The following is an 18,883-nucleotide window of genomic DNA, read 5'->3' on the forward strand; positions in this document are numbered from 1 at the left end:
AATTACATTTTTCAAATAAATCAAAGCCTTGACTTATAGAGTCAGGGCTTTTTTATGGTTTTAAATAGATCTTCTTTCCTTTGTAATCGATTACGGCCTTGGCAGCTATTAAAAAATCGGCTCCTAGTAGGCCTTGAATGGATCGCATTCCTTCAGTCTTTAAAGCGGTGTTTATGTAACTCATGTCCATACTTAATAAGGTAGTGTCTTGGTCTGACCAGTCGCCTAATTCTAAGGTGTTGTTGTGCGATATGCGTGGCCTTAAAGAACCGCTGGCAGTACCTATTTGTCTGTCCATAAATTCTGTTTCTAATTGAAATTCTTCATACATGGCCTGGTTGACACACGTCGCACTAGCGCCAGTATCTATTATAAATCTACCAGAATGGCCGTTTATAGAAGCTTTGGTAACTATATGCCCACTTTTTGTGGCAATTCTAATATTGTGGCTGGTGTAACCTTGTGATAGTAGTAATTTTTTAAGTGAAGCCATGAAATATGTTTATGAGGTAAATATAATTCCGCTTTCGCGAAAGCGGACTACTAACTATTCCTATTTTTGTTTTATGATTTTTACAGATACACATACACATTTATATAGTGAGGCTTTTGATGAGGACCAAGAGCAAATGATACAGCGAGCAATGGATGCTGGAGTTGAGCGATTTTTTATTCCTGCTATAGATTCTACGTATACAAATGCGATGCTAGATTTAAAAAAACGCTATCCTGAAAACGTTCATTTAATGACAGGTTTGCACCCTACACATGTAAAGGAAAACTATCTAGAAGAGCTGGCACATGTACAAGAAATGCTAGAAAAAGAGAACTATGTTGCCATAGGTGAGATAGGAATGGATTTATATTGGGATAAGACCTTTAAATCTGAGCAGCAAGAGGCATTTCATACACAGATTAAATGGTCTGTTGAGAACAAGTTGCCTATAGCTATTCACTGTCGTGAAGCATTTGACGAAGTTTTTGAGGTTTTAGAGGAATATAAAAACACCTCTTTACACGGTATTTTTCATTGTTTTACAGGTAATGTAGAGCAGGCAAAAAAAGCTGTTGATCTTAAAATGAAGCTAGGAATAGGTGGTGTTGTGACTTTTAAAAATGGTAAAATAGATCAGTTTCTAGATCAAATACCACTTTCTGAAATAGTTCTAGAAACAGATGCGCCTTATCTGGCACCAGTGCCGTACCGAGGTAAACGTAATGAAAGTTCTTATCTGGTAAATGTTGCAGCAAAACTAGCGACAGTTTATAACAAAGACATCGTAGAGATAGCAGAAATTACAACCTTAAATTCGCGTGAAGTCTTCGGTATATAAACCTGAGTTGATTACATTTGCGCACCCTATAGCATCATATTTTGAGTAGATACGACGACATAAGATTTTTTAACGACGCCGAAGTGCAAATAGCGCTTAAAAGCGCCGTGCGTCACCCTATGATAAAAGAGCTTTTTCAATACAGTTTTCCTAATAAGAACTATGAAGAGGTGAAAGAAATTGTACTGGCATGTAAATCTATTAACGATTTCCAGCGAGATGTAATATGCAACACCGTAGAGCGTGTGCTAGAAGAGTCCAGTGCCGGTTTAACCACGTCTGGTTTTGACGATCTAGATCCAGAAATCACCTACTTGTATATTTCTAATCATAGAGATATCGTCTTAGATACATCTCTTATTAATCTTACCTTATTTAAAAAAGGCTTGATAAGAACAGCTAGTGCGATAGGTGATAATCTAGTGCAAAGACCATTTGTAAATGCATTGAGCAAACTAACTCGCAACTTTATCGTGAGACGTGGTGCTAGTCCTAGAGAGATTTTATTAAGTAGTAAGAAGTTAAGTGAGTATATAGACTATCTAATGCACAAAGAAAATAGAAGTGTATGGATAGCGCAAAGACAGGGACGTACTAAAGATGGTAACGATGTTACTGAGCAAGGTGTTCTTAAAATGATAGGCCTGGCCGCAGGTAAAAACGGTATAGAAGGTTATTTAAATAATTTGCGCATTGTACCAGTTTCTATCTCTTATGAATATGATCCTACAGATATTTTAAAAGTGCCAGAACTGCTCGCAAAGCAAGCTGATGAAGAGTACATAAAATCAGAAAACGAAGATTTTAATAGCATACTTAAGGGTGCATTAGGACAGAAAAAACATATCCACATTCACGCAGGAGAGCCAGTTCATATTCACGCACTAGAAGATCAGAGTACCAACCAAGTATTGCAACGTGTGGTACAACATCTAGATAAAGAAATACAGAATAATTACATGTTATGGCCTACTAATTATGTAGCACATGACTTATTAACTTCTAGTTCTAAATATAAAGAACACTATTCTGACCACGATATGCAACAATTTGAACGCAGATTAAGGTTAAGGGTAAATGTAGAAGACCATAAAGCGGTAGAGAGTTTCCTTAATATGTATGCTCGACCAGTTCTTAATAAAGAAAAACTGGCTGTTTCAAATGAAGCCTAATATATTATTAATTTATACCGGTGGTACCATCGGTATGATGAAGGATCCTGAGACTAAAGCCTTAAGAGCTTTTGACTTCTCAAAATTACTTGTTCATATTCCAGAAATTAAACAACTGGACTGTAAAATAGACACCTATTCCTTTGATCATCCTATAGATTCATCTGACATGAATATAGAAGAATGGCGCAAATTAGGAAACGTCATTCATGAGAGATATGATAATTATGATGGTTTTGTAGTCTTGCACGGTAGTGATACCATGTCTTATACTGGTAGTACACTTAGTTTTATGTTTGAAAACTTAACTAAGCCTATTATCCTTACAGGTTCTCAACTCCCAATAGGAGACCTGCGTACTGATGCAAAAGAGAATCTTATAACCAGTCTGCAACTAGCTACTGAGCAGTATAATAATGAGCCTATCATTAAAGAGGTTTGTATTTATTTTGAATACCAGTTGTATAGAGCAAATAGAACTGCAAAGATGAATGCCGAGCATTTTGAGGCCTTCAGCTCGCCGAATTATCCGCCGCTGGCTATAAGTGGTGTGCATTTAAATATAGATGAGAGTTTGTTATGGAAATGGCAGGTGGATGATCCCGCTTTCGCGAAAGTGAATACAGAAAAATCCCTCTTGTTAGATTCTAGCCGCATGAGATACCGTCCAGACCTTGTTGAGGATGTGGTAGTTTTAAAGTTATTTCCAGGAATTACAAAAAAAGTAGTACAAGCTATTTGCGGTATACCAGGACTTAAAGGTATTATTTTAGAAACTTATGGTAGTGGTAATGCACCTACTCAAAAGTGGTTTGTGGATATTCTTAGCGAGGCTTTATTAAAAAATATTAGAATAGTAAATGTAACACAGTGCGTGGGTGGTGCGGTGTCGATGGGAAAATATGAAACCAGTGTACAGCTCAAAAATATAGGTTTAGTCTCTGGTAAAGATGTTACTACAGAGGCAGCACTAGCTAAGATGATGTACTTATTACAGCACACAGATAGTATAGAAGATTTTAGACATTATTTTGAAACTTCATTACGAGGCGAAATAAGTGAGTAGACTTTAAAATAAAAAATTGGCTTTAAAAGGTATATTGCCTTATTATTGCAAACTGAATTTATCATTTAGAGAGGTGGCCGAGTGGTCGAAGGCGCACGCCTGGAAAGCGTGTAAACGGCAACGTTTCGAGGGTTCGAATCCCTTCCTCTCTACTTTTAACCTCGTAGTCGTCTGATTGCGAGGTTTTTTTTATGATTTTATTTCCTTGAAGAGATTTAGGAATTAAAACTCTCCTAACATGGCAAATGGTTTTAATAATCTTTTTAATTTAAGATTAGTAGAATTTGATATGTCTTGATTAAGGTAATTAACGATAGTTTTTAAATCTTCTGGAGATTTTACGATATCAAATTGCGATTTATAATCTAAAAAAACTGGATGCTCTGTGCGCTTGTTATATACTTCGTAGATATCACTATGCCTGGTATCTTCTTGAATTTTTTCAAATAGATTTTTTAGATAACTTTCTTTACCTTCTAAAACCTGAAAGAAATTATCTAGAGAATGAAGAAGGAATCCGCTTACTTGATTGTTGTTATTTGTGCTAGAAGTAGTTTTAAATAGCTCTTCAATGTCTTGTTGCGTAAGTCCTGGAGTAGCTTTGCTTATGTAACAAATGGTGTAAGTGGAGTCCATAAAAAATAATTGAATGGACAAATTTAAATGTTTGTAAGAATAAAACTTATAATAAAGTGTAAATTATTATTTAGCAAAAATCTAGTATAAGTTAAACAAGAGTGGTTTTGGTTTTTTTTAGTTCACTTTATTTGCTGCGGTGCCTTGTATTTTTGATGGTGTTGATCTCGCTTTGGCGAAAGTGCCATAGAACCGGCCTTAATAAATTACTTAAATTGTTGGATTAACTAAAATAAGACATAAAAAAAGACCTATAAATAGGCCTTTCTCTCACATTTTTAGAAATATTAATCCATAATATCTTCTAATTTTTTGATGGTATGCAACGTACTTTGAATACTACTCAATTGCTGTCTTACAATGTTTTTAGATTCATGTAAGTATTCCTGATTGTCAAGAACAGTTTGATATTCTTCTACAGCCGCTTTATCACCTCTTATACATTCTTCTAGAATGGCCTCGTCGTCTTTACCGGTAAAAGCTGTTTTAAAATCCATCCATGTCCTGTGTACTGCTGCTGTTGTGCTACCTTTTTCAATAGGTGTGGCATTAAGGTCTCGTATGGCTTTATCTAGTTCATTTGCATTCTGACTTCTACTAGCTGCTTGTTTTGTGAAGTATGTTTTTAAATAAGGATTTTTAGCATCTAATAATGCATTCTTATAGCCTGACTCTGCATCGTAATTTTTTTCTAATAGTTGGTTCAACGCATTTACTGTTTCGTCTAGCGCCATTTGTTTTGCTTCTTCTCTTGTAGTTTCCATAGTTAATTGTTTTAAGGTTAAGTGGTCTTTATATAGTTCTATCTAATTTTTGATCGATTTGTTGCAATTGCCTTTTACGCTGATGCTCCATATAAAAATTATAGGCCTGAAATGCGAGTTGAGCAACCGTTAAAATTTTAAAGAACTTTTTCATTTTTTATTTTAAAGGTAATTTTCCTACAAGGATTTGAAAGAGGTTTTAATACTGTTTAACAGGTGATCTATAACAAATTCTTAAATAAACAGCTGTTTCTCCTCTTATTTTTTAAATATTTAAGAAATACATCTAACTTTTTAAGCGATTCTGTCAGTGATTCCATGTGCCCAATCTTCTATTCTTTTACCAAAACACTCTAGGATGGCATCTACGCCCATAACGCTACCTTTGCAATTGCGACCCAACATGGTAAGATGAATACTATTATTCTTTGTATCCAACTGTACAGTGCCATCTTTATTTGTGGATACTCCTAGATCGCTAGTGACAGGTTTTAATAAATCACTATTCATAAGGTCGATTATGAGACCACTCTCTATATCTACTAATCTAGGCGGATCTAGAACCGTATTTATCATTACATCTATATGCTGTGTTTGCTTGTCGTTATCTAATTGCCATCCTTTTACATCACAATCTATTGTAGGATTTGCAACATAATTAAGGTCTAAAACGCTTGCATCTTCTAGTGCAATTAATTGTAGTGTACTCTCTACTGGTGGTCCATAGGAGTATCTTTTTGTGCTCTCGTCTAGCTTTATTATGTCTTCCATTATGAGATCATTAAGGTCGCAATGTGAGAACAACTTGTACATAGATGGTTGTAGATGTCTCCATACTTGCCCTATTGTATAGTCTAATGATACTGTCGTTTTACCCATTGCCATTTGTGCTGTGGCGATCATATATTGTTTGCAATCTAGGCTGGTATCCAGGATAAGATCGTGCTTGTAACTCATATCACGCATCCATTTTTTTGCTATAATATCTATGGTTGCACTGTCCATAGAATTATTTATAGATGTGTGTTTTTCATATATAGGTAAAGCCACGTCTAAAAAAGCGTTGTGCAAAAAGTTTAAGTCTGTTATGGTGGGCGCATTTTCTAATGCGTGATTTATTTTTGATTTAAAACTAGAGATTTGGGCATCGTTAGGTGTAAAGAATTGGTCTACTTCTTTTCCCAGTGGTTTCGGTACGACTGGTAATCCATTAAGCGAAAAAGGGACTATTTTTTTTATGGATGCATCGCTTGGGATATATTTTAAAAAGTCGCTGTCTTGTATTTTTTTAAAGCTAGCGCCTTTTTCCACAGTTAAGATTCTAGTGAGATCTATCATAGCAAGGCCAAAACCTCTTAAGGCAACACTATAAGTTGTGGTAAGTTGATTTAAGACCTCTTTTTCATATTCATAAGGATTATCAAATAATTTTCCAGAACCTTCTTTACAGTGTTCTTTCCATGATTTAATTTGGTCATCGTCTTTTGTGGGCTGGTGTCCTATGGTAAGTAGGCATTCATCATACTGGTGTGAAGTGTTCTGCGCATCTGTTATTATAAAATGAGGGTCCTTAAAGCTAAGTTCAGTAACATTTTCAGTCTTTACTTCTAATACTTCCTGATTCTTAAGAGTAGTCGCTATAGAAGTATAACGTTCATGAAGGTAAGCTCCCATTACTCTTCTAGGTGGGAATTGATCTACCTGATCAGATAATACATAGTCATGATTTTTCTCCATCCATTCTATAAAAGAAGGGAAACTCGGGACTTTAAATGATTGATAATTTGTCTCTGAGCGGCCTTTTAAATTTAATAGAGCACGATCTGATATATTTAACCAGTTTGAACCTGCCTGATCTGTTTTCCATACTTGGCCAGACCCTAATTCTCGTTGATCGTCATAAATGGTAATATGTATGTTGTGGTCTCGCTTTCGCGAAAGCGAACTTATTAAACACTCGAAACTATGTAAACCTCTAGGGCCACAGCCAATTATAGCAATTCTTTTCATTAGTTAGTATTATGGTTTAATAATACTCGTCAATTGTTATTTTTAATGTTAATAATCTTGCAATAAGGTTATTATTAACAGTATAAAGTGTGAATTACGGAATAATAAAGTTCGTTTTACTTGTATTTTCATAATTTTTCTGTAATTTAAAAGATCTTAAAAATCAAATAGTTATGGGAATTAAAAACTTTATGGGTAAACGTGAAGAGTCTTCTTCTATTGAACGTCAAAAATTTCAAGTAAAGGATTTTATGACACGTAAATTAATTACTTTTTCTCCAGATCAAGGAATCACATCTGTCATGGATACTTTACTTAAACAAAGAATAACAGGTGGTCCTGTGGTAGATGCAAGTGATAATCTGGTAGGAATTATTAGCGATACAGATCTCATGCATGTCATAAGTGATAGCAGGTATCACAATATGCCTGTAGGTAATAGATTAGTTAGTGAGTTTATGTCTTCACAATCGGCAACTATAGATCAAGAAGCAGATATATTTGATGCAGCATCTAGGTTTTTAAAAACCGGTCACAGACGTTTTCCTGTAACTAAAGATGGTAAGTTGATAGGTCAAATATCTAGAATGGATGTTATCATCGCTGCTACACAACTCAAAGGAGACGAGTGGAGATAAGTGTCTATAAAGACTCTATTTGTTTAGCAAGTATGTTGTTGATGATTACGTTCTTAAATACCTTCACGTCATAAGGTTTTATAATGATATCATCCATACCAGAGTCTAGAATACTCTGTCGCATTTCTGCTATTTCTACGGCTGTTAATGCAATAATAGGTGTGTTATAGGTCTTTTTAATTATTTTAGTAGCATCTAGTCCGTTCATTACTGGCATGTTAACGTCCATTAGTATGAGGTCGTAAGTATTGTGTTCTACTGAGTTTATTGCCTCTTTTCCGTTTTCTACTATGGTGCAAATGGCACCGTCTTTTTCTAAAATCTTTTTAGTCACCATTTGATTGATGCGGTTGTCCTCGGCAATAAGGATATGTTTGTCCTTTAAGATGTCAGTGTCTACTACATAAGAGTTTTTAGACAGATGCTCTTGCTTATTTACATGGGCTACGATTTCATAGACCAGATCAAAGCTGAATGTTGATCCTTTACCTAATTCGGTCTCTAAATTTATATCAGACCCTGATAGATTTAGTAAGCGTTTTACAATAGGTAGTCCTAGTCCAGTACCTTGGTAATTATAACTAAGAGAGTCCCCTTGTTTAAATTCTTCAAAAATGTGTTCTTTCTTGTCTTGTGCAATTCCTTCACCATCATCCTTTATGGAAAATCCTAACTTTATATTATTGTCAGGCAGTAGGTGTGTGGTTACGGTAATTTCTATGAGTCCGTTTTCGGTAAATTTACTTGCATTACCTATTAGGTTCATTAATATTTGAGACAGTCTCGTCGCATTTCCTTTAACCAGAGCAGGTAAATCATCAGCAAGATGGATAGCGATGTTGTTTTTGTTTTGCCTGCGCATGTATTCAAAGGTGGTGACTATTTTTTCTATTAACTCACGAGGGTTAAATTGTACTTCTTCATCGTCTATCTTATCAGAATCAATTTTATTAATTTGCAATACATCATTTACTAGAGCTAATAAATAATCGGCAGAGAATTTTAAAGATTTTAAGTCGTCCTCAACATCTTTTTCTTTATTGTTTTCTAACAGTATGGTGCTAAGGCCTATTACTCCATATAAAGGTGTGCGTAATTCATGGCTTACTGTACTGAAAAAGTCACTTTTTGCAAGAGCTAGTTGTTCTGTTTTAGTTTTTTGATTTAGGTATTGGGTGTTTTTATCTTTTAAAGCTTTATTGAGTTGTTTTCTTTTTTTAGAAAGCTTGAAAGTAAAATAAAGGCCTAAAAAGGCTATGACTGTAATACATATCAAAGCATAATTAAAGGCTGTTTTTGTGCGTATTTGCTTTTCTTGTAATTCGCTTTCGGCTTCTGATTTTTCTAGATCTTTTTTAAATTGATCGTTTTTATACGCAGCAGCTAGTCTGTTGTTTTCTATAGCTGCTTTTTCCTTTGCTCTTAACTTAAATACATTTTCATATTTAAGTCTCGTTTCATATGCTTCTTTGTACTTCTCTTGTGCGGTAAGACTTAGTGAGAATAATTCATATGATCTCTGTAATTCGTCATTGAAGCCTAGATCTTTGCTTAAAGAAATTGCCGCTAGTAATAAGGAATCTGTCTTTTTATAATCTCCAGAATGAAAGTAATAATTTGCCGTCATGTTATTGATAGAAGAGCGGTAAAGAGGTTCGTCATATTTCTCAAACATTGCTCCATTAAGTTTATCGATTACCAGTTTCATCTCGGTAAACCTGCCGCTGTCATTTAATGCATCTGCATAGTTATGATATATATACTGTAGGCCTAATGTGTCGTTAGTAGCTTTATAAGTTTCTATGGCTTTTAAAGTAAATTCTCTGGCTAGGTTTTGCGTTTTTGGATTTAGGGAATAGATGCTAGAAAGGTCGCCATATGTATTTGCTAGTATGGTTGGGTCGTTGAGTTCTTTTGCAATATCGTGTGCTAGCTTAAAATTTTTAAGAGCTTCTATCGTGTCTCCTTGGTTAAGATAGTCGTATCCTAAATAACCATAGGCCCTACTAGCATAAAGATCATCTTTGACTAATAAAGCTAGTTTTAATGTTCTTAAATTGATTTCAAAGGACTTTACATAATTCCCTTCAGAAAATAAATTGTAGGATTTTTCAAATAAGGAGTCCATTAATTTCACATCTAACACAGTAGAGTCTTTCTGTGCAGTAGTTGTGCCAGTCCAAAACGTAAATAAAATAAAGAGTAGTGCGTATGGAGCGTTTTTATGCGTCAAGTGATTCAGTATAAGATCTACGGTAAAAATATTATGTTTTTATAATTAAATGGCTCTTTACTTAAAGAAATCAGTGAATGTTTCATATTAAAAACCGTTTGCCGAATAAACCACAGTCGCAATTAATATTTTAAATACTCATTTATAGATTCTTGTAAATATCTTAGGGCAAAGCATTTTCATTCTCACTGTCTAAACCTTATTTTTGATCATACCCTAAACAACTATTTCTAATGGACGATTTTATTTTATATGTTAAAGAAGGTTTTTATCACGTTATGAACTTTAACGTCGGTGCATATGATCATGTACTTTTCTTTATTCTTATGGCAGTGCCATTTTTATTTAATAGTTGGAAAAAGCTTTTAGGACTGAGTCTTGCATTTACAGTAGGTCATATTCTTTCATTATTGCTAGTGATTTATGGTAAGGTGTCATTTAATAGTTCTTATATAGAGTTTTTAATTGTGGTCACTATAGCTATTACGGCGCTGTATAACATTTTTACAGCAGGAAAAAGACATCGCGATAACCATAACTGGATCACCATGATATTTGCATTGTTCTTTGGTCTTATCCATGGATTTGGTTTCTCTAGTGGTTTTAAAATGTTAGCTGCTGGAGCAGAGAGTGATTTGTTAATGTTATTAGAGTTTGCTCTAGGACTGGAGTTGGGTCAGTTGCTTATCATATTAGTGATTTTAATCTTAAACTTTATATTTACAGGGATATTCCGATTTAATAAAAAAGAATGGGTTCAGATTATCTCTTCCATTATTTTAGGAATGATACTGCCATTGTTAATTGTAAGATGGATTTTTTAAAAATTGTTTTCATCTCGCTTTCGCGAAAGCGGAATTTTAAAAATCATTTCAAATACTTACTTATTTTATAAGTACCTAACAAGCTTTTTAACTAGAAGGCAATTTACTATTATACCAAAAAAGTGAAAAAAGAAAAACAACATAGATACGACGTTGCTTATTTGAGAATGGCGACAGAATGGGGTAAATTATCGCACTGTCAGCGCCGTCAGGTAGGTGCGCTTATCGTACGTGATCGCATGATTATAAGCGATGGTTATAATGGTACACCTAGTGGTTTTGAAAATTTTTGTGAAGATGACGAGGGTTATACAAAATGGTATGTGCTACATGCTGAGGCTAATGCGATTTTAAAAGTAGCTGGTTCTACACAAAGTTGTCGCGATGCAACGCTTTATATAACCATGTCACCCTGCAAAGACTGTAGTAAATTAATACATCAAAGTGGCATAAAACGTGTAGTCTACATGGAAGGTTATAAAGATGATAGCGGCTTGCAATTTCTAGAGAAAGCAGGAGTTATTATAGAACAAATAGAAGAAGTCGATTAATGAAAAAAAGTTACCTGTATTATCCTTTGTTTTTGGGAATATTCTTTGCCATAGGTATATGGTTAGGGAGTGCTCTTAACAGTAGTAATTTAGGTGATAATTATATCGCATCTTCTAGCACTGCAAAAAAACGCAAGCTTAATAGATTGATAGATCTCATAGACCAGCGTTATGTAGATAAAATCGATACAGATAGTATTGTGGATGTAACGGTAAATGAGATCATGCAAAATCTCGATCCGCATTCGGTATACATACCTAGTGACCAGACAGAAGATGTAGAGAATAGCATGAGAGGCGACTTCGTAGGTATAGGAATACGCTTTTTTGTGAATCAGGACTCCATATCTGTTTTGAGATCTATAGAAGATGGCCCAAGTGATAAGGCTGGAATAAAAGGTGGTGATAAAATATTATATGCAGACGGTAAACCACTATTCGGTGAGAACGCCGTTTCTACAAATGTTTTAAAAGGAGAAGAAGGTTCTCGTGTTGTTTTAGGAGTTTTAAGACCTGGAGATGATACTGTAATTAATATACCGGTTACTAGAGGTAATGTAGCTATTAAAAGTATAGATGCTGCTTATATGCTCACGAGAAGTCTAGGGTATATTAAAATTAACCGCTTTGCAGAAACTACCGATGCCGAGTTTGAACAAGCAATTAAAGACTTAAAAAAAGCTGGTGCTACTCAAATAGCACTAGATTTAAGAGATAATCCAGGTGGCGTTTTAAGTGCAGCAGTTCACATAGCCGACGAGTTTCTGGAAGATGATAAGCTGATTCTTTTTCAAAAAGATCGCGATCAAAAACGTAAGGATAGTTATGCTACTGATTACGGCTCTTATGAAAGTAGTGACGTATTTATCTTAATAAATGAGAATAGTGCTAGTGCAAGTGAAGTAGTAGCAGGTGCTTTACAAGATAATGATACCGGTACTATTATAGGTCGTAGGAGTTTTGGTAAAGGACTGGTGCAACAAGAAATTAAATTAGGAGATGGCAGCTCTGTACGTTTAACTATTGCAAGATATTACACACCTACTGGTAGGAGTATTCAAAGACCTTATGAAAATGGTAATGAAGATTACTTTAAAGAATACATAGATAGATATAATAATGGAGAGTTATTAGATGAGTCTAATATAGAAGTAAACGATTCATTGCGCAAGGTGACACCTGGTGGTAAAGTAGTTTATGGCGGTGGTGGTATTATACCAGATGTTTTTGTAGCTAGTCCAGATGATTATATCTTACAAACGCTAGATTACTTTGGTAGAACAGGTTTTGCAGACCAATTTGTAAATAAATATCTTCAAGAAGAAGGACGTTTTATGAGAAACATCTCTCAAGAAGAATTTATAAACAACTATAAAGTCTCAGAAAAATTAATGGGTGACTTTATAATCTATGCAAAATTATATAATACTAGTATGAAACTGCCAGGTTATAGAGATGAGATAAGTTCAATTATTAAATCTTCTATGGCAGAACAACTTTTTACGACAGAGCTTAAAATCAAATTGTTAAATCAAGATGATATAATGATTGAAAAGCTGCTGGAATTGAGTAACTAAGGGTTGCTTAGCTTTTCTCGTATTTGTCCTTAATTTTATAGGACACTAACATGATACTCATGAGTATAGCTACACATAATGCTGCCACTATGCTTATAGCGCCTATCTGGCTTTCTCCTTGAAGCAAGTTGTTAAAGTCTAATTTTGTTGCGTTAAAAACGATACTGGCAATCGCAAGAATTAAGATAAAATAAAATACATATTTCATAACTAGAATAGCTCTTTAATATTTGCTGTAAATAATTTCACAGCTATGGCTAGCAAGATAACACCAAAGATTTTTCTAACCACGTTAATTCCTTGTTTACCTATTAGTTTTTCTATGCGACCAGAGTTTTTAAGAACTATGTACACAAAACCGATGTTGAATATAATCGCTAGTATAATATTAATAGCAGAGTATTCAGATCTTAAAGAAAGTACAGAAGTTAATGTTCCTGCACCAGCAATAAGAGGGAAAGCGATAGGGATAATCGCAGCAGTTTCCGGCGCGTCATCTTTATAAAGCTGTATACCTAAAATCATTTCTAGAGCAATAAAGAAAATAATAAAAGCACCTGCTACAGCAAATGAGTTCACGTCTATACCTATAAGTCCCAACATGCTCTCTCCTACAAACATAAAAACGATCATAAGAATACCAGCAACTATAGATGCTTTTTCACTTTGTACATGACCCACTTTACGTCTTAAATCAACGATAATAGGAATACTACCTATAATGTCAATAACGGCAAAAAGTATCATCCCAGCCGTAAAAGTCTCCTTAAGATCAAAGGCAGTAAAAAATTCAATAAATGCATTATTTCCCATAACATCTGTATTTTCAGCGTGCAAAAGTAATTCTAATAAACTGTTTAATGATTAACAATATAGGTTAAATAAACATTAAGGATAATTAGACACATAAATAACACTTAGTTAATCGCTTAAATGCTAATAGCCTTATCATTACATCGATTAATTTGATGTGATGATAAGGCTATTTAAAGTTTTATTATCGTTATTATAAAGCGACTACTTCACTTATAATTCTACTAGTTAACTAGTTTTTTAAGGCCAGCAACGGTAGCTTCTTGATCATTAGACTTAAATACATAGCTACCTGCAACTAGAACATCTGCTCCTGCGTCTACCAGTTGTTTTGCATTTTTATCAGTAACGCCACCATCTATTTCTATAAGAGTGTCGGCACCTTTTTCAGTAATTATCTTTTTAAGAGCTTTTACTTTATCATAAGTGTTCTCAATAAAGCTCTGACCACCAAAACCAGGGTTTACACTCATAATACACACCATATCTAGATCTTGTATAACATCTTTTAATAAATCAACACTGGTATGCGGATTTAATGCTACACCAGCTTTCATTCCATGTGATTTAATTAACTGTAGCGTTCTATGTAAATGAGTACATGCTTCATAATGTACTGTAAGAATGTCGCAGCCTAAATTTGCAAAAGTCTCTACATATCGATCTGGATCAATGATCATCAAGTGACAATCGATAGTTTTAGTCGCATGCTTTACGATATCTCGCAATACAGGCATACCAAAGGAGATATTAGGAACAAAAACGCCATCCATAATATCGATATGAAACCAGTCAGCATCACTGCGGTTAATCATTTCTACATCACGTTGTAGGTTAGCAAAATCTGCTGCAAGTACTGATGGTGCAATAAGTTTAGACATCTTGTGTGTTTTAAAGGTTTTGCAAATTTAAGTTTTTTGATTCCGCTTTCGCGAAAGCGGGAATAAAAAAGATATCAATCTGAGATAATTATTCATTTATAAATCCTTAAATTGGTCAACCAATTTTTATGATATCTTTAAAAAGTCCTCTATGATTTCACGATATTCTCTTTTAGCGATTTTAGTTTTCACCTTATTAAGTTCATTTCAAGCGCTAGCCACAGACTATACTGTAAACTCAGCGATTCAGTTCAATGCATTGAATCTTCAACCATGTGATGTCGTTACCTGGACTGACGGGACCTATTCTAATCAAAATATAATCTTTAATGCTTCTGGTACGCTTGGTAGTCCTATTGTTTTAAAGGCTCAAACACCTGGTGGTGTTATTTTTAATGGTAGTTCAGAAATGAATATTTATGGAGATTATTTAATAGTAGATGGCTTTTACTGGAATGGTGGAGTAGGTACTAGAAATCATGTAGAATTTAGACGCGATGGATCAAGCAGTGATTTTGCAAACAATAGCGTTATTAGAAATTGTACGTTTAATAACCTAGCGACCGCAGGAGATGAAAAAAGTCGATGGATTGTACTATATGGGACAAATAATACGGTAGAAAATTGCACGATGATGAATAAGAACACTACAGGTGTTTTTATCCTGGTAGAATTATCTCATCAAAATAGTGGTGTTGCTGGTCATATTATAAGAAATAATTATTTCTATAATGTACCTCCCAAAGATGGTCGTGCAAACGCAGGAGATTCTGAAGGTATACGTATAGGGTCTAGTGGTAGGCAATTTGTTAATGCCGGTGTGCTGGTAGAGGGAAATTATTTTCAAGATGTAGATGGTGAGTCTGAAATTATATCAAATAAGAGTTTAGGAAATACATATCGTAATAACACTTTTAGAAGCTGTCGCGGCTCGTTAGTGCTAAGACATGGTGCTGGAGCTCTGGTAGAAGGGAATTATTTTTTAGGTGAAAATAAATCTGGTTCTGGCGGTATTAGAGTTATAGACCAAGATCATATTATCATTAACAATTACATGCAAGGACTTAATAATTCTAGCAGTACGTTTAATGGTGGTATAACTATTATGGGAGGTGATTCAGTTTCTGGAGGAACGAGTAATAGTTATCAATTTGTAACCAACGTGTTGATTGCTTTCAATACTATTTATAACTCTGACGATCCTATTTATTATAATAGTGAGAGAGCGACGACTCCACCGCAGGGAATTATTGCAAATAATTTGATTTACAGTACAAATGGAACTATTGTGTCTGGTTCTGTAGCTGCAATAGGTGGTCAAATGACTTATCAAGGAAATATTTTTGGTGGTTCCAACATCGGAATCACTAATTCTGGAATTACAAACGTAAATGCTAACTTCAGTCCAAGTGGCGAGATTTTTAAACCAAGTACAACTGGTCCAGCAGTAGATGTTTCGTCTGGAACTTTTAATCAAGTCTCTAGAGATATAGAGGGTTTTACAAGACCGTCTACAAATAAAGATGTGGGAGCTCATGAAATAGTAGGAGCAACTGGTATGGCTACAAATCCATCTCCTATAATAGATGCTCAGGTAGGTAATGGTAAAGGATCTTGTTATATAAATGCCATAGGAACTACTGTTACTTCGACGTGTTCTCCTATTGTTACTTGTGCACCTGTTTCAGTAACTGGGCTGAGTATAAATCCTACTACAGCTACTGTTCAAGAATCAGGAACCATTCAAGTGATTGCAACTGTTACTCCATCAACTGCTACAAATCAACAAGTGAATTGGTCTTCTAGTGATACCACAATAGCAATTGTGGATGCAAGCGGTGTAGTAACTGGCGTGGCAGCAGGAAATGCAACGATCACAGCCACTACGGTAGATGGTGGTTTTACAACAACATCTATGATTACGGTAACAGCACCGTTAATGGCTCCAGATTGTTTGCCAGGAACTAACCTTGCGTTAAATGCTAGTGTAGATAGTTTTACAAATGAGCAAGTTGGTAATGAGGCTATAAATGTAATAGATGGCAACGATAGTAATAGATGGAGTGCGATGACATTTCCACAATCTATGGTGATTGATTTAGGAGAAGGACTCAATGTAAGCGGTATGAATCTATATCCATTTTCAGGACGTGATTATCAATATGTAATTGAAGGTTCTACCACATCAGCGACTTCAGGATTTACAACCTTAGTAGATCGTCAGGCAAATACGACTGGAGGTACTTCTATAAATGACACGTTTAATCCTACTGTTGTACGCTATGTAAAACTAACAGTTACAGGAGCAGCAACATATACAGGTCCATGGGTTTCTATATCTGATCTAGAAATTATTTGTGGTGGTGTTGTATTATCTAACACTGATAACATCTTAGAAGCTCAAATAAGTATTTATCCAAATCCATTTAAAAATCAATTTACTATTGATATACCGAATACTTTTGTAAATGAAGTAAGCTCTATAAAATTAGTCGATCTTCTAGGGAAAGTGGTGTATGAAAGTGACACCATCACTTCTAGTAATCAAATTTCAATTAATAGTTCATTAACTGCTGGAATGTACTTTATACAGCTGACAGGAGATAATAATGAAGTTTTGTTTATTGATAAAGTGATTAAACAATAGTAATAAATAACGATTTATGTAATCAAAAAAGCCCTGTAACTTAATAGTTATAGGGCTTTTTTAATACCGCTTTCGCGAAAGCGAGATAACAAATAGTTGCTCCATAAAAAAAAACTATTATTTTAGAACTATGAAAAAAACAACTAACCTTCCAATTCTTATATTTTTATTTCTTTTTGTGTACTACATGTTTGTAAGAAAGTATGTAGAGGACTTCAGAATTGAAATGGCTATTTTATTAGTTGCAATAGCTGTTTTTAGTTTCTTGATTTTTAAGAAGGTTAAAAATGGCGAGATTGTAAAAAGTAGAACCTCTTGGATTATTTCTGGAGTGTTTATCTTAGGTAGCCTAGTCTATGGCGGCTACATGATGTTTTATGTATTATAGTCGCTTTACTATAAGCCTTTTTAGGGCTGTATTAGACGCTTTTAGAGCAATGACAAACTATAGATTAAAAATCCCTCTTGAAATTTCAAGAGGGATTTTTTGTTTTAATAAGTTAATGTTGCATTATAGTCCAGCCGCCGTATTTGCTATCTTTTGTAACGCTTTTGATATTTTATCAATTGACTTTTTTATGAATAATTCCTATTATGGCAGAAAGCAATATGATAATATCATCCGATTAAGAGCGATTGAATCGAACAAACCAGTTTTAAAAGTTAGCAACGGAGGTAAAAGTTATTATATTGATGGGCGTGGTAGTATTTTGGAATTAAAGGACCATAATACAACTTATATTATAAAGTACCCTGTTATCATAAATTGAATGTTATGAAATTATCGTTATACATATTTAGTTTTTTTATTTTTTTATTTACGAATACTTCCCTTGCACAATCTAATGATTTTGAAGCTGCTGGGTATAGTATCGGTATTGGTACAGTGTTTACAACAGTAGGAGCGATAATTAATAAAGATAAGGAAGAGAAAGTCTGGGATGTAATAAAGAAACGGTGGTGGCAAGGTGCAGTAGGTGGTTATTTACAATTTGAAAGTAAACGAATCTTGAGAGAAGTTGATTCACATGATCAATGGCCTTTATTCTGGAGTTCAAAAATTGTAAATGAAATGGGTTCTAGCATTCAGCATAATGCGGCATATAACCAACCTTTTGGACGTTATTGGTACTTTAACATTGCATTTAATAGGATTGAAATAGATACAAAGGATAGATGGCAATTAAAATATAAATTGCGACCTATTGATTTTTTATTCACTACTGACGCAGCAATACGTTACAACTTTGAGTTTCAAGAATCACTTCGTTATGGTCATCCCGTTTTCACAACTGGAGACTCTAATTTGAATGGCCAAAGAGCATATGCAAGTGCAGGATATCTAGTGAGAGAAAGAAATGAGAATTCTATCTCTTTGATTAAACATGAATTTGTCCATGTTTTGCAAAATAATGAGTACAGTATTTTAAATACTTATTATCAACCGTTTTTAGACATCAGAAAAGACAAAAATAAATTCTATAAATGGTTGAACTCAAACTTATATATCGAAGCACACTATATTCCATTAAGAGGTTTGTATTTGCTGGAAACTTGGACTGCTGAGAACTATACGGATAATTTCTTTGAGATGGAAGCAGATTATTTTTCAGGATTTAGAAGGTAGAACATATAAATTACTGTATTCAAAAAAGAGAAACAAGTTATCCGCTTTCGCGAAAGCGAAACAACAACAAACAAAAATGCCTCTTGAAATTTCAAGAGGCATTTTGTTTT

At 34.4% G+C, this 18,883-nt stretch carries 18 protein-coding genes and 1 tRNA gene; 11 read left to right on the top strand and 8 right to left on the bottom strand.

Annotated elements, in window-relative coordinates; all coding sequences use genetic code 11:
* Positions 1-52: 52 nt before the first annotated feature.
* The gene (locus ACJJVN_RS14420; RefSeq protein ID WP_405378993.1) at positions 53-493 is read right to left on the bottom strand and encodes a TIGR02281 family clan AA aspartic protease; all 441 of its coding nucleotides are present in this window, start codon (positions 491-493) and stop codon (positions 53-55) included.
* A gap of 73 nt (positions 494-566) precedes the next feature.
* On the opposite strand from ACJJVN_RS14420, the gene ACJJVN_RS14425 reads away from it, so the two are divergent.
* The 4 genes from ACJJVN_RS14425 (at position 567) to ACJJVN_RS14440 (ending at position 3,724) form a co-directional block, all read left to right on the top strand.
* Complete coding sequence (locus tag ACJJVN_RS14425; protein WP_405379264.1) at positions 567-1,334, top strand: TatD family hydrolase; 768 nt, start codon at positions 567-569, stop codon at positions 1,332-1,334.
* 41 nt (positions 1,335-1,375) lie between these two features.
* On the top strand, positions 1,376-2,506 hold the full coding sequence (locus ACJJVN_RS14430; RefSeq protein ID WP_405378996.1) for a 1-acyl-sn-glycerol-3-phosphate acyltransferase: 1,131 nt from the start codon (positions 1,376-1,378) through the stop codon (positions 2,504-2,506).
* Positions 2,496-3,572 (top strand): asparaginase, encoded by a 1,077-nt coding sequence (locus ACJJVN_RS14435; protein ID WP_405378999.1) that lies wholly within the window; start codon positions 2,496-2,498, stop codon positions 3,570-3,572. Before ACJJVN_RS14430 ends, ACJJVN_RS14435 begins: the two co-directional genes overlap by 11 nt.
* A 67-nt stretch (positions 3,573-3,639) precedes the next feature.
* Positions 3,640-3,724, top strand: a tRNA-Ser gene (locus ACJJVN_RS14440).
* A 70-nt stretch (positions 3,725-3,794) separates the two neighbouring features.
* On the opposite strand, the gene ACJJVN_RS14445 is transcribed toward ACJJVN_RS14440, so the two are convergent.
* From ACJJVN_RS14445 to ACJJVN_RS14455, 3 genes are all read right to left on the bottom strand, one after another.
* Complete coding sequence (locus tag ACJJVN_RS14445; protein ID WP_405369855.1) at positions 3,795-4,208, bottom strand: BLUF domain-containing protein; 414 nt, start codon at positions 4,206-4,208, stop codon at positions 3,795-3,797.
* 287 nt (positions 4,209-4,495) lie between these two features.
* Positions 4,496-4,972, bottom strand: a complete 477-nt coding sequence (locus ACJJVN_RS14450) for a PA2169 family four-helix-bundle protein (RefSeq protein ID WP_405369854.1) — start codon at positions 4,970-4,972, stop codon at positions 4,496-4,498.
* 294 nt (positions 4,973-5,266) lie between these two features.
* On the bottom strand, positions 5,267-6,982 hold the full coding sequence (locus tag ACJJVN_RS14455; RefSeq protein WP_405379002.1) for an FAD/NAD(P)-binding protein: 1,716 nt from the start codon (positions 6,980-6,982) through the stop codon (positions 5,267-5,269).
* A gap of 173 nt (positions 6,983-7,155) precedes the next feature.
* Between ACJJVN_RS14455 and ACJJVN_RS14460 the strand changes: the two genes are divergently transcribed.
* Positions 7,156-7,620, top strand: coding sequence for a CBS domain-containing protein (locus ACJJVN_RS14460; protein ID WP_104514545.1), 465 nt, complete (start codon positions 7,156-7,158; stop codon positions 7,618-7,620).
* Positions 7,621-7,624: 4 nt separating this feature from the next.
* On the opposite strand, the gene ACJJVN_RS14465 is transcribed toward ACJJVN_RS14460, so the two are convergent.
* Positions 7,625-9,853 carry a response regulator gene (locus tag ACJJVN_RS14465; protein ID WP_405379005.1) on the bottom strand — a complete coding sequence of 743 codons (2,229 nt, stop codon included), beginning with the start codon at positions 9,851-9,853 and terminating at the stop codon, positions 7,625-7,627.
* A gap of 233 nt (positions 9,854-10,086) precedes the next feature.
* On the opposite strand from ACJJVN_RS14465, the gene ACJJVN_RS14470 reads away from it, so the two are divergent.
* From ACJJVN_RS14470 to ACJJVN_RS14480, 3 genes are all read left to right on the top strand, one after another.
* Positions 10,087-10,677, top strand: a complete 591-nt coding sequence (locus tag ACJJVN_RS14470; protein ID WP_104514547.1) for a HupE/UreJ family protein — start codon at positions 10,087-10,089, stop codon at positions 10,675-10,677.
* A gap of 122 nt (positions 10,678-10,799) precedes the next feature.
* Entirely contained in the window at positions 10,800-11,228 is a 429-nt protein-coding gene (locus ACJJVN_RS14475; protein WP_104514548.1) for a dCMP deaminase family protein, read from the top strand.
* The gene (locus ACJJVN_RS14480) at positions 11,228-12,805 is read left to right on the top strand and encodes a S41 family peptidase (protein ID WP_405379008.1); all 1,578 of its coding nucleotides are present in this window, start codon (positions 11,228-11,230) and stop codon (positions 12,803-12,805) included. The genes ACJJVN_RS14475 and ACJJVN_RS14480 overlap by 1 nt, the downstream gene beginning before the upstream one ends.
* Positions 12,806-12,812: 7 nt before the next feature.
* Here the strand turns inward: ACJJVN_RS14480 and ACJJVN_RS14485 are convergent, their stop codons facing one another.
* The 3 genes from ACJJVN_RS14485 to rpe all read right to left on the bottom strand — a co-directional run bounded on the left by ACJJVN_RS14485 (position 12,813) and on the right by rpe (position 14,499).
* On the bottom strand, positions 12,813-13,013 hold the full coding sequence (locus ACJJVN_RS14485; protein WP_104514550.1) for a hypothetical protein: 201 nt from the start codon (positions 13,011-13,013) through the stop codon (positions 12,813-12,815).
* A gap of 2 nt (positions 13,014-13,015) precedes the next feature.
* A complete protein-coding gene (locus ACJJVN_RS14490) occupies positions 13,016-13,618 on the bottom strand; it encodes a MarC family protein (RefSeq protein WP_104514551.1) in 603 nt (200 codons plus the stop codon).
* Between the two features lie 224 nt (positions 13,619-13,842).
* The gene (gene rpe, locus ACJJVN_RS14495; RefSeq protein WP_104514552.1) at positions 13,843-14,499 is read right to left on the bottom strand and encodes a ribulose-phosphate 3-epimerase; all 657 of its coding nucleotides are present in this window, start codon (positions 14,497-14,499) and stop codon (positions 13,843-13,845) included.
* A gap of 151 nt (positions 14,500-14,650) precedes the next feature.
* On the opposite strand from rpe, the gene ACJJVN_RS14500 reads away from it, so the two are divergent.
* The 3 genes from ACJJVN_RS14500 (at position 14,651) to ACJJVN_RS14510 (ending at position 18,773) form a co-directional block, all read left to right on the top strand.
* The gene (locus ACJJVN_RS14500) at positions 14,651-17,146 is read left to right on the top strand and encodes a chondroitinase-B domain-containing protein (protein WP_405379010.1); all 2,496 of its coding nucleotides are present in this window, start codon (positions 14,651-14,653) and stop codon (positions 17,144-17,146) included.
* Between the two features lie 130 nt (positions 17,147-17,276).
* Positions 17,277-17,534, top strand: coding sequence for a hypothetical protein (locus ACJJVN_RS14505; protein ID WP_105023089.1), 258 nt, complete (start codon positions 17,277-17,279; stop codon positions 17,532-17,534).
* A gap of 387 nt (positions 17,535-17,921) precedes the next feature.
* A complete protein-coding gene (locus ACJJVN_RS14510; protein WP_405379013.1) occupies positions 17,922-18,773 on the top strand; it encodes a hypothetical protein in 852 nt (283 codons plus the stop codon).
* Positions 18,774-18,883: the final 110 nt, after the last annotated feature.

The sequence above is a fragment of the Nonlabens sp. Asnod3-A02 genome (assembly GCF_045063755.1).
Lineage (GTDB): Bacteria > Bacteroidota > Bacteroidia > Flavobacteriales > Flavobacteriaceae > Nonlabens > Nonlabens xylanidelens.